Below are 15,331 nucleotides of genomic sequence, written 5' to 3' on the forward strand. Positions count from 1 at the left end.
TGATACAGAGAATAGTCACAGATTGGTAATTCCCTTCTGTGGCTTTTATTTTCATCCTCTGCTATTCCTCAATGGATTGTATTTTTTTTCAGCGAATAATGTGTTTTTATCGGGTTTCGCTGGCGAAATAGCCCGGTAGATCGTATGTTAGGCGCCATCTGAATATGCCCTGAATAATGGATCGAAGACTGTGATCAATTTATCCACATCCCTGTTCACTGTAGTGCTGCTGGCAAGCATCAGTGGGGATCTGAATGCAGAAACGGCTCTGACAGGTCAATGGCTGACCGACTTAGAAAAACAAACCTTACTGGACCCACAAACCTCTGGCGTCACTTACCGTAAAGGTGAACTGGTAGTTGTTGGCGATCAAAGCGCTGATGACAGCACCAGGATGAAGCTGTTCCGTATCGACCCCAATACGGCCTCGGCTATTACTCAGCCGATCCAAATTACAGTAGCGGACAGCTTAAAAAATAGCTGTTTTTATGCCTATTTGGCCGATAAGCCAGATTTAGAAGCCTTAACCTGGGACAGGCTGGACGACACCACCTTAATTACGGTCACTGAAGATGCATCGAGCTATCAGCTCAGTCAAGACTGTGCAAAGAAGTTTAGTCAATCAAATTCAACAACCTACCCGACTCTGCTGCTAAAAATTCAGGTCGACAGCGCCCTCACCCGCGCCGAAATTGTAGCGGTACGGCCTGTGCAGTTTCCGCTGGAAGCTAAAGTAGGTAATTTCCCGAATGACGGCGTCGAAGGTTTGGCTGTGGATGATCACCAGAATTTATATCTGGCACTGGAGCAGGATATTGCCAACAAACCCAGATTATTTAAAACCCGCCTGACCCAGGACTTTTGGTTGCGCGACAACTTTGTCAAAGTGATTGACGCCAACCTGACTTTGCCAATGCTGGATGACAACGATCATCCTATTAATGGCATTGAGTTTTTACCCAGCCCGATTTTAGGTCACCCTGGTTATTTAGTGGCAGTGGCGCGTAACGACGATGAATTATGGGTGTTTGATTTAACCAATCGTATTCCGCCTTTTGTGCAAAAGCTGAGTTTTTATGTCAGCACAGACGACAGTGGTCTCTGCCCTGCCTATGACAAATTAGTGCAAACTGCATTGGAAGCTGTGACTATTCATAACGGCACTGTGTATTTAATCAACGATCCGTGGAAACAGCATTACACTGATAATATTCAGTGTGGTACTCATACCGACAAATTTAAACGTATGTCACCGCTGCTGTTTAACATGCCAGTTGATCCCCGTTGGTACACGCCGTACCGGCCAAAAACCCAAACCGCCTTACCTGCCATCAGCGGCTTAGCGGCTTTGGATCAGAGCCACTATCTGGCGGTGCAGGATAAAAAAATTCAGCGTCAGGGCGACAGACTGACTTTAATTCAGTTGAATCAGGGTCAACAACTGACCGCTCAGAGCTTGTTTGTGACTAACTGGCCTGCCGGTCAGGCGTCAAACGATTTAGAGGCTGTCTGTGCTTTGCCGGAGCAAAACGGCGAGTTTTTAATGGCAGAAAGCGGTACATGGCAAGGCGCTTTTGGTCGCTTATTTCATATCAAAGTATTCCCGACCTATGCGCAGGTACTCAATACCTTCGAATTACCGGTCGAGCGCGACAGCAGCCCACAGCAGGATGGCGACAACTTCGAAGGACTGGCCTGTGCGAAAAAAGATGTGAACCGTTATCTGGTGATTTTAGGCGAGCGAGGCTCTGCCACCCAAGCCGGATTTTTACAGTGGGGCGAACTGGATATAGCCGCGGCCAGTATTCAGTGGAATAGTCAGAAAATTCAGGTAACAGGCCCCACCAATAGGACAAACCGCAGCTACAACAGAGTGATCGCCGATTTACATCTGGAAGCTGATGTGCTGTGGGCCAGCGCTGTGCAGGATAGCTCTGACAATGGCCCTTTCGCCAGTGCTGTCTATCCGCTGGCTTTGGTAAAAGCTACCGCCAAACAACCGCTGAGCTTAATGGCGGAACGCCCTGTGCTGTGGCAAATTGACGGCTTTAAAGTAGAAGCCCTGGCCAGTCCAAGCCCGCTGCTTCCCGGCGTTGCCCTGATGATAGGCACAGACGATGAAAACTACCATGGCCAGTTCCGGCCTTTAGCGACTACAGAGCAAAGTCCTTATGGCAATCCAACACCAGCCCAACCCACAACAAAATAACCCGCTGCATGGCTTTACTTTGCAGCAAATTCTGGAACTGCTAGTTCAGTACTACGGTGGCTTTGAGGCATTGGCTAAGCAAATACCGTTGAAATGCTTCAGCAACAACCCCAGCATTAAATCCAGCCTGACCTTTTTACGTAAAACGCCCTGGGCCAGAACTCAGGTTGAAGAGTTGTTTATCAAACTGAAGTTGTATCAAACAAGGTAAACTGTCTGAGTCAGCAAAAGCTGCTCAATAAAAGCCCGCTGGTCTGTCTGCAGCGGGCTTTTTGTTGCGGCTATAACGAGTTTAGGAACGCCAGTAAAGCCTCACGCTGCGCTGTTGGTAGCTGAACAAAACGGTTTTTAATCACTTCCGCCTCGCCACCGTGCCATAAAATAGCTTCAGTGAGGGTACGGGCGCGGCCATCATGTAAATAACCAACCGGAGTACCACCAGCGACGAACTGGGTATAGCCTATGCCCCAAAGCGCAGGGGTTCGCCACATGCTACCGCTGGCCAGACCTTCACTGAAATTATCGGCAAGCTCTGGCCCCATATCGTGCAATAGCAGATCAGTGTAAGGTTTGATGGTCTGATTACGTACTTCGTCGAATTCAGAGCGGTCGCTGGTTTTGATTTCACTGACGTGACAGGCGACACAGCGGATCTCTTTAAAGACTTTTTCGCCTGCCGCAATTTTGGCAGAGTCGACATCCAGATAAGCCAAGGCTGCAACGCCTTTTGGAAAACCACTTGGAACACTACGCTGTGCCGGTACCGCCAATAACTGCAGATACTGCGTCATCGCTGTTACGGCCTCCTCCGGTAAACCTGCTTCGGCGGTGGCCGGATCGCAGCCTTGTGGGCCAGCCAGACAATCCAGTTTAGGATAAACAGAAGAAGTCACCGCCATATCCAGCAAAGCCGCATTGGTTACCTGATGGCGTAAACTCACTTTGCCCGCTTTCCAGCCATAGCGGCCTAAGCGAACTTGGCCGGTTTCAGGATCGTAGGCATAGTTGGCCGTGCCCAATACTCCATCAGCGTCTGGTGTGGTTCGAACTCTGGATAAAATAGTTTCGTCCGAAATAGCTTCCAATAAGCCCATACCGATCAGTGGCTGGGCCTGACGCACAGAATACACAGCAGGCTCTGGCCCCTCAAAGGCCACTGTGGCTTTACGTAATTCGACCTGGCTACCGTCAGCAAGACTGACGTTACGGGAGACAAAATCAGCAACCCAGGCACCGTTACCCCAGTGTTGCATCGCCCCTGTAGTGACAGAGCGGCCATTCATTTGTAAGGCCTGGCCGTAGATAGGGTGCGGTAAGTACTGACCATTAGTATCTGTCCCGGTTGCACCAACTCTTACCGCCATAGTATCCAGCCGTTGATTGCGCACCACAGGCGCCACGCTTCGGCCGTTATTGACATGACAGTTAAAACAAGATGATTGATTAAAACGCGGGCCTTGCAGCTTGATGCCTGCGTCGTTACGGTCATTGCCATCCTCGTTATGCTCACCTGTCCATAAGTGGGTGTGCAGCCAGCGTCGTCCCTCCATAAAGCGTTGGATATTGTGCATCCCTATGGTGTTATGCGGCTGCTGAAACATAAAGGTTGGATTGTCGGCATAATCATAAGACACTGAACCTAAGCCGCCTTGCAAAGTACTGTCAGGCAAAGGTTCATTCATCAGACGCGGCTGCACACCGTACCAGGGCCGCAGGCCTTTGCCCATCACATAGGTCAGCTCATTGGTGTAATAGCGAAAAGCGCCGCTGTCTCCTATCGCATCCATGGCTTCGCGGGTCGAAAAAAACGAGCTGGTGAACTCAATAACATCGCCTTTTCTCAGCGCTCTGGAATCGACCGATTGACCATTGGGCACTAACACGCCATCGGCATTGGCAGACAGAGCTCTGTGGCCCGGATAACGGTCAAACACCACACTGCAGCCGTCATTTGCGCCAATCACGCCGTTGTAGCCTGTATCAGGACGCAACAACACACCATTGGCAGGTTTAGCGATCACAGGACAAGCGGCTCCCGGGTCCTGATAAGTCGAGTCATCCAGTAAATCTCCCGGACTCATCCAACCAAAGCCTGTGACGGCGGGCTCATCAAAACGACGGACAAAAGCATGGCCACCGCCTTTTTGCGCCTGTTGAAAGTACTGATTCACCACAATGTGCGGTTCAGTAACGCCTGGGACGTTGCTGTTATCAATAAACTCTACCCCCCAGGTCCGGTTTTTAAAGTAATTAGCGACAAAATTCAAATGTGCGCCAGGTCCTTTATCCACAGCCTGACCTGCAGCATCAACAGTGTCATTCAGGCCAAAACCCATCTCATTCCATTCTTCGCCACGCTCACGGGCATGGCGTGAGCGTCCAACCATACCAAAACGGGTGACCAGGGTGCCATCGGCCAGAGTAAAGCTGATGCTCTCTATGGGTTGAACCGGCGCGGGTAATGGCACGCGACCTGCACCACTGAGCGGATAAGACAAAGCGGACGTCTCAAGCACTGGCAACGAGCTGTCGCTGCCCGGCGTTCTGAATTCAACTTCAAACAAGGAATAGCCATACGCAGTGCTGCGCGTAATGCCCTGAAAGCGCAGATAACGTGCATAGGTATCCAGATTAAGGAACTGTTCGGTTTTTCCCTCTGATCCCAAGATGTAACGGAGCTGATACCAGTGTTGTGCATCGTCTGAAACATAAAGCGCGTACTCTTTGGCATGGGCGTTTTCCCAATAAAGTTTCATCGCCCCCAGCGCAGTTTTGGCGCCAAAGTCAAACTCCAGCCAGGCGTTGTCAGCATTGGGCACCTCCTCTCCCCAGGCACTTTCCCAGCGACTACTCAGATCACCATCTATGGCTTTTCCAGCGGTGTTGTTGTCATTTTCATCACCTGAAGATCGCACTGCAACAGCAAAAACAGGCTGACTGACGGCCGTTTTATCGAAATTAGCATCAATACGCAACCCGGCTGGCGGCGGGGGCAAAGAGGGAGCATCGGCTTTGGGTAAGGCACTAGTCCGGGCTGCAGGCGCAGCCTCCAGTTCAGGTTCGGGTAAATCGGCCACCGGAGGAATATCCTCTGCCGGAGGCGTGTCTGCCGGTGGTGTCACAGGCGGAGTCACAGGTGGACTGATAGGTGGATTGGTCACCGGAACCGTACCTGAGCCATCAGGCACAGCGCTGCTGTCGCCTCCCCCGCCACAGGCTGACAGCGACAACGCCAGTACAGATGCAATCAGCCAACTGCCGTACCTCAACCTGCATACCTCTGCTTGTTCAACTGAATCACAACTCATCGCAATAACTCCAAAATGACTAATGACAGATATTCACCCACTGAATGTGAAAACAGAGTGAACAGGCTTTTAACCAAAGCGACTACAAGTGACTAAATCATGAGGGAACAGCGGAGCTTATTGTGTAATTAATTGTGCATCACTAAATACCCGCTGCTTCAGGCTTGTGAACAGCAGCAACGCGGCAAGAGGAGAATGACCACCTGACACTGCAGTGTGTTGACGCTATTCAACAAATTTTTACAGTGCTACAGTGGTGTCCATCACATTTATTCATCGGTAAAAGGAACCCCCATGACCACCATTATTAGCTTAGTGATTGCAGTCGTTATGTTGTTTTTTATCGTCAGTATCTACAACCAACTGGTCAAACTGAAAAATCGTTTCCAAAATGCCTTTGCTCAAATTGAAGTCCAGTTAAAACGTCGTTATGACTTAATACCTAATCTGGTCGAAACCGCCAAAGCTTATATGTCGCATGAACGAGAAACCCTGGAGGCTGTCATTGCCGCCCGTAACAGTGCCAGCAGCCAATTAACTGCCGCAGCGGCTCAACCGGGCAATGCGGCTGCTATCAGTCAGTTGGCTGGAGCTGAAGCTGCGCTGCAAGGTGCGATGACCAAATTCAGCATGGTGATGGAGGCCTACCCGGATTTAAAAGCCAATCAAAATATGATGCAACTGACCGAAGAGCTGACCAGCACTGAAAATAAAGTGGCCTTTGCCCGTCAGGCCTTTAATGATGCGGTCACCGCATACAACAGCTATAAACAAAGTTTCCCGCCCGTGATTTTTGCCGGCCTGTTTGGTCATCAACAGGATGCCAAATTGCTGGAGTTTGCTGATAGCGCCGCTATTCAGGCTGCACCTAAAGTCAGTTTCTAAACGCTATGGCCAGCGATTTTTTTGCCGCTCAGGATCAAGCGCGCAGCAATACCACACTCCTGGTGTTGCTGTTTGCGCTGGCGGTGATCACGCTTTTAATCCTGACCAATGTGCTGCTGATCATCACCTTAGGGCTGATGCAGCCAGAGCAATATCAGCTACTGTTAAAGCCTCAAGATCCGGACTGGCTGAAGCAACTGCCATGGCAAATGATCGGCGGGGTCAGTCTGTTGGTATTTGCAATAATAGCTGCAGTGGTCAGTATCAAGCAGGCCGAACTGAGCCAGGGCGGTCAGGTGGTCGCCAAAGCGCTGGGCGGTCGTCTGGTGGACCATCAGTACTCTGACAGCAAACAACAACGGCTGCTGAATTGTGTCGAAGAAATGGCCATAGCCGCCGGGGTTCCGGTGCCGCCTGTCTACCTGCTGCCAGAATCGTCGATCAATGCTTTTGCGGCCGGTTACTCGCCCGCCGATGCGGTGATAGGCGTCACGCAGGGATGTCTGGAGCTGTTAGACCGCGATCAATTGCAGGGGGTGATAGCCCACGAATTCAGTCATATCCTCAATGGGGATATGCGACTGAATATCCGCCTGATCGCCTTGCTGCATGGCATTGAATTTATCGGTCATTCCGGCTATTTCCTGCTTCGCAGTATGGGGCGACGCACTACAGTGGCGCTGGGGAGTTCAAAATCAAAAGACAATGGGGGTGGTATTTTAGGTTTAGCCCTGGGTCTGATGGTGCTGGGCTATTTGGGTACCTTTTTTGGCCGTCTGATCAAAGCCGCTGTCAGTCGTCAGCGTGAGTTTTTAGCCGACGCCAGTGCAGTACAATTTACCCGTAACCCCTCAGGCATAGCGGGCGCTCTGAAAGCCATAGGTGGTGCGGCCTACGGCAGTAAAGTAAAGCACCCCAATGCAGATGAAATGAGCCACTTATTTTTTGGAGAAGCCCTCAGTCGCTGGAGTAGCATCTTTGCCACTCACCCACCTTTGCAGCAACGCATCAAACGATTAGATCCAAGCTGGAATGGTGTCTTTCCAACCCAAGCCCAGCTAACACAGCAAAGCAGCGACCAGACCGTTGTCGCGCCTCAGAGCAAACCGCAAAAAGCCGCAGCCCTGCTCGCTACGTTACCTGCTTTGTTGCTGCACAGCGGCCGTCATGCCGCCTCTGCTCCGGCTTTGTGCTGCGCTTGTCTTATTCAGACAGAGCATCAGGCCAGACAATGGGCTATAGTCAAAGCGCTTGGCGATCATCAACTGCTGCAACAGGTCGATAAACTCTATGACGAAGTCCGTCCTTTATCCGGCAGACAAAAACTGCAGTTGTTGCAACTTGCCGTACCAGCTGTAAAGCAACTATCAGAGGCTCAATTCGTTGAGTTTCAACAACTTTGTCAAAACCTCAGCCAGTGTGACGGCAAAGAAGATTTACTGGAATGGACTCTGCTGAGTTGGTTACAACACTGTGTCGGTAGTCAGTTTGACAAGTCATTGCTGCATCGCCGGGACCAAAGCAGCCGTCTGGAACAGATCCAACAGCCTGCTCTGGCGTTATTGTCTTTGTGCGCCCAACAGGCCAACGCAGAGCAATTACAGCAGCAAGCCTGGAGCAACGGTTTGCAGGTGCTTGGTTTAGCTGTCGACACAGAACGTCCTGCGATCAGCTTTTCGCAGTTGACTGCACAATTGCCAGCCCTGATCCACAGCACACCGCGCCTGAAACAACAGCTCTGGCTGATGCTGAAAACGGCAATACAGGCCGATCAGCGGGTCAATGATCAAGAAGCCATGTTGGTACAGGCGCTGGCGTTGTTGCTGGAAATTCCTGTAGGCTTGGACCCACTTTCGACTTAACAGGCCGCAGTCAGCTCAACTGACTGCGGATCAATTGTTCAAAATCTGCCGCAGGTAAAGGTTTACTGCACAAATAGCCCTGATAATAATCACAGCCCTGCAAAGACAGATAATCCAGTTGCGCCTGATGTTCCACCCCTTCAGCCAGGGCTTTTAAGCCAAGAATATGCGCCATCGAAATAATAGCTGTGACTATGGCCTGGCTTTCGCTGTTCTCTGCCACTTCATCGACAAAACTCTTGTCTATTTTCAACACATCCAATTGGTAACGCTGTAAATAGGCAAAAGACGAATAACCTGTGCCAAAGTCATCAATCGCCAGATTGACTCCCATAGTGTGTAAGTCAGACAACACCCGCTCGGCCTGTTGCTCACGCGACATAATGGCACTTTCAGTTAACTCCAGCTCCAGCAGTTCGGCCGGGAAAGCGGTATCGCGTAATATTTGTGCGGTCTGAGCGCCAATATCGCCATGACTAAACTGATGGGACGACAAATTCACCGCCAGTTTCAGATCAGGTAAGCCTGCCTTACGCCATAACGCGCCCTGACGACAGGTTTCTGCCAGCACCCAATCGCCGATAGCGCCAATAAGCCCGGTATCTTCCGCTATCGGGATAAAACGTGCCGGAGCTATTAATCCTTCTACCGGATCATTCCAGCGCACCAGGGCTTCAGCGCCGACGATACGACCTGTTTTGATATCGGTTTGTGGCTGGTAATAGACTAAAAACTGGTTCTGCGCTAACGCCCCCCGTAAGCGCGCCTCTAAATCGATGCGCTGGCGGGCGTAGAGGGTTAAATCATCCGAATAATAAGCAAAACGACCGCGGCCCTGCTCTTTGGCGCGGTACAACGCAGCATCGGCATTACTGAGTAAAATCTCCCCTTCAGTGCCATGATCCGGATAGACTGAAATACCAATGCTGGCGCCTATACGCACTTCTGCATTATTGCTCAAAAGCCAGGGCTGACTCATGTCGTTGATCAGTTGAGTGGCAAAACGGGCTGCATCCTCACTTTGATGCAATTGCTCCAGCAGAATAATAAATTCATCCCCACCAAAGCGGGCCACAGTGTCAATCTCACGCAACCTGCGTTTTAGCGAAGCCGCCACCAGTTTTAACAGCTCATCTCCGGCCGGATGACCGAAGCTGTCGTTGATGTACTTAAAGCGATCCAAATCCATCATCAGTACCGCAAACTGATGCTGATCCCGTTTTGCCAAGTCCACCGCATTTTGCAGGCGTGAACTCATCAACAAACGGTTGGGCAAGTCGGTCAGCACATCATGATGCGCCAGATAAGCCAGCTCCTGCTCTGAGGCTTTTAATTGGGTGATATCTGCAAATACAGCCACATAGTGACTGACCTGGCGGGAGGCATCAAGAATCGTATTGATACTGAGCAACTCAGGATAAATTTCACCATTCTTGCGTCTGTTCCAGACTTCCCCTTGCCAATGGCCGTGCTCAGACAGTTCCTGCCACATCTGTCTGTAAAACGCCTGGTCATGCCGTCCAGAGGAAAACATCGCGGGTGTATTGCCAATGACTTCAGACTCTTCATAACCCAACATCTGCAACAAGGATTGATTCACCTGAATAATGCGGTTGGATGCATCGGTGACCATAATACCTTCACGGGTACTTTCGAACACTGCAGCAGCCTGTTGCAACGAGGATTCAAACTGTTGCCGTTTCACGGCATTGCCTAAGGCGGTTGCCAGCATTTTTAGCGCATCCAATTCCACCTGATTCCATTCGCGGCCTCTGTGATGCAGCTCAACACCAAGCAGGCCCCACCAGAGGCCATCCACCATCACCGGCATCAAGGCTATGGCCTGAATACGGAAACGTTTCAATAGCGGCTGCAGCATCTTGTCCATGTCTGCAGCCTGCCCAGCCACTATAGTGCCTTTGGTCAGTTGCGTAATGGCAGCGTACCAGCGCGATAGCTTGTTATTCAACTGCTTAAAGGTCCGGATATGCTCCTTTTGATCCCGCCGCCATTGTGTTAACAAAGTACCACTGACCCGCTCATGCGCTGTGGTGTTCTGATACAGATAAATCGCGTCCACGTCTAAAGCCCGGCTGATGGATGGCAACATACTGCGCAGTAACTGTAACCAGTCACTGTGTTGTAAAAAACGGGCCGCCATGTCGGCAAGATTAGACATCACCAGAGCCCGTTGCTTCAGCTCTCTGCGAAAATCCACCTCAGCACTGATATCATCCACAGTGACCAGCACGCCGGATAATTGTTCTTGCTCAAACAGCGGCTCGGCATTGACCTTCAGCCAACGTTGGGTATGACCACGTTCTATGCCCATCACCACATCACGCACTGGTGCTGCAGTGCGCAGGACCTCGTTGCTTGGATAGAGTTCGGCGGGGAATTGGGAGCCGTCTTCGTAGATAGTGTGCCACTCTTCGGCTCGGGGGATCTGGCCCTGCATTTCTGCCAGACTGCAGTTGAGCATCCGCTCGGCTGAAGGATTGGCATCGACAATGGCACCGGTTTTATCATGCAACACCAAGCCCTCAGACATGGTATTGAACAAGGCTTTTAACTTGTCACTGCTGGCTTCCTGTTCCAGCCTGGCTTGCCTGAGTTCAGTAATATCAACCATGGCGCCAATGATATGCTGCTGGCCTTGCTTAAGTTCTGGCAGCAAACGCAGATCATCCCGGATAAAACGTAACTGTCCTGCGGCATCAAAAAAACGATATTCATGCCGATAGTGGCCATGCAGCAGAGTTTGCTCCACAGCAAGGCTGGCGAGCGGTTTATCATCCGGATGGACACCGTTTTCCCACCAGTTGTCCATTAAGGACTGTTCAACACTGTACCCCAACAAGCGTTCGATGTTACTGCTGACCCAGGTGGTTTTGCATTGACGACCATCCAGCTCAATCCGATGCAATACCGTTGAGCTGGCAGCCAAGATAGCATCCAGTTGCTGCGAATTTTGCAGTTGTTGCTGATGACTGCGGCTTAAATCGGCATAGAGCTGACGTTTTTCGGTGACATCATCAAAGGTCGCCAGCAGTTGATCGGCCTGCCCTTCCTGACTCAAGCGCTGCATCATCAGTTTTATCGTCAGAATACGGCCGGTTTGATGCCGTAACTGAATGTCAGACTCGGCAAACTGTTGCAGTTTAGAGGTAAAACTGGTCGCCATAAATTGCTCTGGATCTTGCGCCAGATCGCGTAACGACAAGCTGAGTAACTCGCTCTCTGAATACCCCAGTAAAGACTGCAGTTTTTTATTGACCCGGATAAAAGGCTGATGAGTGCGGGATAATATAGCCATGCCGGAAAAAGGCATATCAAAAAAAGCTTGTACCGTTTTATCCTGTTCTGTTTGTTTTGCCGCTAAAGCCAATTGATGGGATTGCATTAACTCGCGCCAGTACAATAACGCCCCGAGCACCAGTAACATCAGCAAGGTGCCCGACATCATCGACAACCAGAGCAATAACGTATCCAGCGGTTGCAGAACTTCAGCAATATCTATTTTGCTGACCAGCATCCAGTTGGTTTGTCGTATAGGTGTATAAGCCCCCAGCACAGACTGATTGCGGTAATCCAGCTCCTCTGCGGTATGAAATTGTCGCTGCCTCAAGGCTTTGGCTGCAAGCAAAGGTCCATCAATATCGGTATTTTTCACCACAGCCTGCTGTGGATGACGTAATGGATTTAAAAACACCACAGAGCGGCCTTGTTGCTGCACCAGCAGAACTTCAGCCGTAGGACTGGACATAGGCCAGTTTTGCACAGACGGAAATAAATACAGGCTGGTATCGACCACAAAGACCAATTGATAAATCTGCTGGCCTATGGCCAGTGGTAACACCCAGCTTAACTGGCAATAGCTGTCCTGTCTGTCGTGGTCACATTGGGTTGCAGGCTGAGGCAGATCTTTTCCGCCAGAGAACAGATCAAATTTTAGTGGTCGTCCCAAAGCGAATCGGTGGTGGCCCTGTGGATCGACTAACACTAAAGAATGAAAGGAATGCTCGGCGATCATAGAGGCTAATCGGTTTTTGACATCAGCACTGTCCGCCTCCCCCCCCAGCTTAAGATAACGCTCCAGCTTCTGACGAAAGGAACTGTCGCGGGATAAACCATTGATATCGTATTGTCGCTCCGCCAGCCAAAGCTCAAGCTGTTGCTTCTTAATCTCGGTGACAGTGCGTAAATCAGCCATGGCTTCGGCTTTCAGTTGGTTGCCATGGACCCATTTGGTGACAAAAGCGATAGCAGGTACCGCCAGCAAAAATACCAGAATAAGGGCTATCACCCGCAATTGTTTGTATCGTACTGACACCACTGTGTCGAAAAACTGCTGTTTCCGCCAGGTGGCCAACAGCAGATAAATGATGCAACCACTGATACAGACAAAAGCCACCCCCTTGGCTGTCCCCAGCAGGGAGTTGACCTCTGGATCACTGATGGTCAGATGCAATAAATGATCAGAGCCGAAAATCCACAGCAATGCAAAGCCGCAGTACAGCATGACAATTCGAATAGCAGTTAAAGGGTAAGCAGGTTTGGCCATGTCTATCCGCGTTTTTTCTTGTTCTGTTCGGTTTCGTTCAGCACTGTCTGTCGTTGGACTTTGGTGAAGGATTGCAGCACCAAAAGTCTGGACTGATCGATTTGTCGTTTGATTTCCCGCTCTGGCACAGTCTGATTTAAACGCAGCGTATTCCAGTGTTTTTTATTCATATGGTAGCCCGGGCTTATCGCAGGGAAAATATCCCGCAGCGCCAGGGCTTCATCCGGATCACATTTTAAATTCAACCGCGCTTCACCCTGTCCTGTGAACAGAATAGCAAAGATTTTACCTTTTACTTTATAGACATAGATATCTACACCAAAAGGAAAATCCTCTTCGGTACCGGGCAGTTCGAGGCAGTAATCACGCACATCGCTATGATACATCGTGGTCATCCGGCAAAGTGCAGCAGTCTGGCTGTCAATATCTGTCCTCAAAGCAAAGAAGGCTGCCTATGCAGCCTTCTGCGCCAACTTAGTTACGGGTATGCAATTTCATCCAGTCGAATACTTCGTTGTACCAACGCTCGGCATTGCGTGGTTTTAAGATCCAATGGTTTTCATCAGGAAAAATCACCAATCTGGATTCAATACCTTTACGCTGCAGCGTGGTAAAAGCCGCTAAACCCTGCGCATAAGGCACACGGTAATCTTTTAAGCCGTGGATCACCAGCATGGGCGTTTTCCAGTTATCCACCAAAGCAGACGGATTAAACTTCTGATAGTCACTTTCTTTAGCCCAGACCGGCCCGCCCATATCATGCTCAGGGAACCACAACTCTTCAGTGCTGCCATAGAAACTGGGCATATCAAATAAACCGGCGTGGTTGACTAAACATTTAAAGCCCTCAGGCCAGTTACCCGCTATCCAGTTCATCATGTAACCGCCATAAGATGCCCCTAAAGCACAGGCGTTTTTGCTATCGAGCCATTTTTCTTTTTCGGTGATAAAAGCTAGACCTTTTTGCAAATCCACCAATGGCTTACCGCCCCAGTCACGAGCGATAGAGTCGGTGAACGCCTGACCATAACCTGTTGAGCCATGGAAGTCGATCATCACCACACCATAGCCCTGAGCCGCCCATAACTGCGCATTCCAGCGGTAATTAAACATATTACCAAAGCTGCTTTGTGGACCACCATGCACAATAAAAGCGATAGGATATTTCTGGCCCTCTTTGAAATTGACCGGTTTCATCCAGTAGCCATGTACGGTTTCGTCATTGGCGCCAGGGAAATTAAACTGAGCAAATTCAGCAAACTGAATATCAGCCAACGCCTCTTTGTTGATCTGGGTTAAGGCGGTTGGTGCACCGGTTTCGGCGGTAATTTGGTAGATATCGCTCGGCTTATCGAGGCTGTGATTGGTGAAAAACAGTTTATTGCCAGCCACATTCAAGTCACCTGCTGTGCCATCGGCGTAAACTTTGCTGATGTCACCAAAACTGGTATTGATAGAGAAAATACCATGCTGGCCTGTATCCTGCGCTGTGACATAAATGGTTCGGTTGTCAGCCCCGAATTTATAGTCACTGATGGATCTGTCCCATTCTGGTGCCAGTTCTTTACGCTGACCTGTCACCATATCCAGTAAAATCAAACCAAAACGATCGGCTTCATACACTGGTTTTTTCATGGCTAAATAGGCCATAAAACGCCCATCGCTGGAGAAAGATGGTTTGGCATCCCAGGCGGCGTTGTCGCGGGTTAAGTTAATTTTTTCGCCACCTTTGACCGAGACCTGAAAAATATCAAAGTTGGTATGCCAGGCCTGATCCACGCCAGGAATTTTGGCGCTGAATACCAGATTTTTACCATCTGGTGTAAATGACACTTCCTTGATGCCAGCAATGTCGGTATTCCATTCCGGCAACAAATCTTTAGCGTCCGTGACTTTTTTGCCTGTGTAATCCGCTATGTACAAATGACTTCTGAATTCGTCCGCCCAGCTATCCCAATGCCGCACCATCAGTTGGTCATACACCATGGCGCTGTCTTGTTGTCCCGCTTTGACTTGTTTGGCTTCGACTGTGCAGGACAAGGTTTCACAACCTGGCTTAGCGGCCATTTGCAACACAATGCGAGTGTTGTCGTCTGACACTAAAAAACCATCTACATCTAAAGGTAAGTCAGTGATCTGCTGAGCTTCACCGCCAGCGACAGGCAAACGCCAAACCTGTGAGCTGCCAGAGCGGCCTGCGATAAAATACAAAGCACTGCTGTCCTTGCTCCAGGCCACACTGTGCTCTCTGTCGTCGTTAAAGGTTAAACGACTGACTTTATTATTTTGCTGCAAATCAATTAAATACAGATCGGCGCTGGTATCAGCCGGAGCCAGTCCCCCATTTTTCTGGCCGTACACCAGATAACGGCCATCAGGGGATACCACCACATCATACACTTTGTTCAGTTTATTTAAGTATTCAATGGTCAGTGGCGTTTTGGCAACAGCGGCACCGCTTAGTAAGGCTGCGGTGAGAAAGATCCAGGCTTTCATAGATTCT

8 protein-coding genes are annotated in these 15,331 nt (G+C 50.0%); 4 read left to right on the top strand and 4 right to left on the bottom strand.

Annotated elements, in window-relative coordinates; genetic code table 11:
* Nucleotides 1-190: 190 nt before the first annotated feature.
* Both SD53_RS18765 and SD53_RS05440 read left to right on the top strand, forming a co-directional pair.
* Entirely contained in the window at nucleotides 191-2,209 is a 2,019-nt protein-coding gene (locus SD53_RS18765; RefSeq protein WP_068226342.1) for a hypothetical protein, read from the top strand.
* The gene (locus SD53_RS05440; RefSeq protein WP_046519215.1) at nucleotides 2,172-2,420 is read left to right on the top strand and encodes a VF530 family protein; all 249 of its coding nucleotides are present in this window, start codon (nucleotides 2,172-2,174) and stop codon (nucleotides 2,418-2,420) included. The genes SD53_RS18765 and SD53_RS05440 overlap by 38 nt, the downstream gene beginning before the upstream one ends.
* Nucleotides 2,421-2,490: 70 nt before the next feature.
* Here the strand turns inward: SD53_RS05440 and SD53_RS05445 are convergent, their stop codons facing one another.
* Nucleotides 2,491-5,517: a di-heme oxidoredictase family protein gene (locus SD53_RS05445; RefSeq protein WP_046519216.1), complete on the bottom strand. Its 3,027-nt coding sequence runs from the start codon at nucleotides 5,515-5,517 to the stop codon at nucleotides 2,491-2,493.
* 294 nt (nucleotides 5,518-5,811) lie between these two features.
* Here SD53_RS05445 and SD53_RS05450 point away from each other — a divergent pair, with 294 nt between their 5' ends.
* Both SD53_RS05450 and SD53_RS05455 read left to right on the top strand, forming a co-directional pair.
* Nucleotides 5,812-6,402: a LemA family protein gene (locus tag SD53_RS05450; protein WP_046519217.1), complete on the top strand. Its 591-nt coding sequence runs from the start codon at nucleotides 5,812-5,814 to the stop codon at nucleotides 6,400-6,402.
* Nucleotides 6,403-6,407: 5 nt separating this feature from the next.
* A complete protein-coding gene (locus SD53_RS05455; RefSeq protein ID WP_046519218.1) occupies nucleotides 6,408-8,264 on the top strand; it encodes a M48 family metallopeptidase in 1,857 nt (618 codons plus the stop codon).
* Nucleotides 8,265-8,274: 10 nt separating this feature from the next.
* Here the strand turns inward: SD53_RS05455 and SD53_RS17950 are convergent, their stop codons facing one another.
* From SD53_RS17950 to SD53_RS05470, 3 genes are all read right to left on the bottom strand, one after another.
* Entirely contained in the window at nucleotides 8,275-12,828 is a 4,554-nt protein-coding gene (locus tag SD53_RS17950; RefSeq protein ID WP_052749268.1) for an EAL domain-containing protein, read from the bottom strand.
* Nucleotides 12,829-12,830: 2 nt separating this feature from the next.
* The gene (locus SD53_RS05465) at nucleotides 12,831-13,214 is read right to left on the bottom strand and encodes an MmcQ/YjbR family DNA-binding protein (protein WP_046519219.1); all 384 of its coding nucleotides are present in this window, start codon (nucleotides 13,212-13,214) and stop codon (nucleotides 12,831-12,833) included.
* Between the two features lie 88 nt (nucleotides 13,215-13,302).
* Entirely contained in the window at nucleotides 13,303-15,324 is a 2,022-nt protein-coding gene (locus tag SD53_RS05470) for a S9 family peptidase (protein ID WP_046519220.1), read from the bottom strand.
* Nucleotides 15,325-15,331 lie beyond the last annotated feature (7 nt).

Origin of the sequence: Rheinheimera mesophila, assembly GCF_000986865.1 — a bacterium.
In the GTDB taxonomy this organism is placed as follows: domain Bacteria; phylum Pseudomonadota; class Gammaproteobacteria; order Enterobacterales; family Alteromonadaceae; genus Pararheinheimera; species Pararheinheimera mesophila.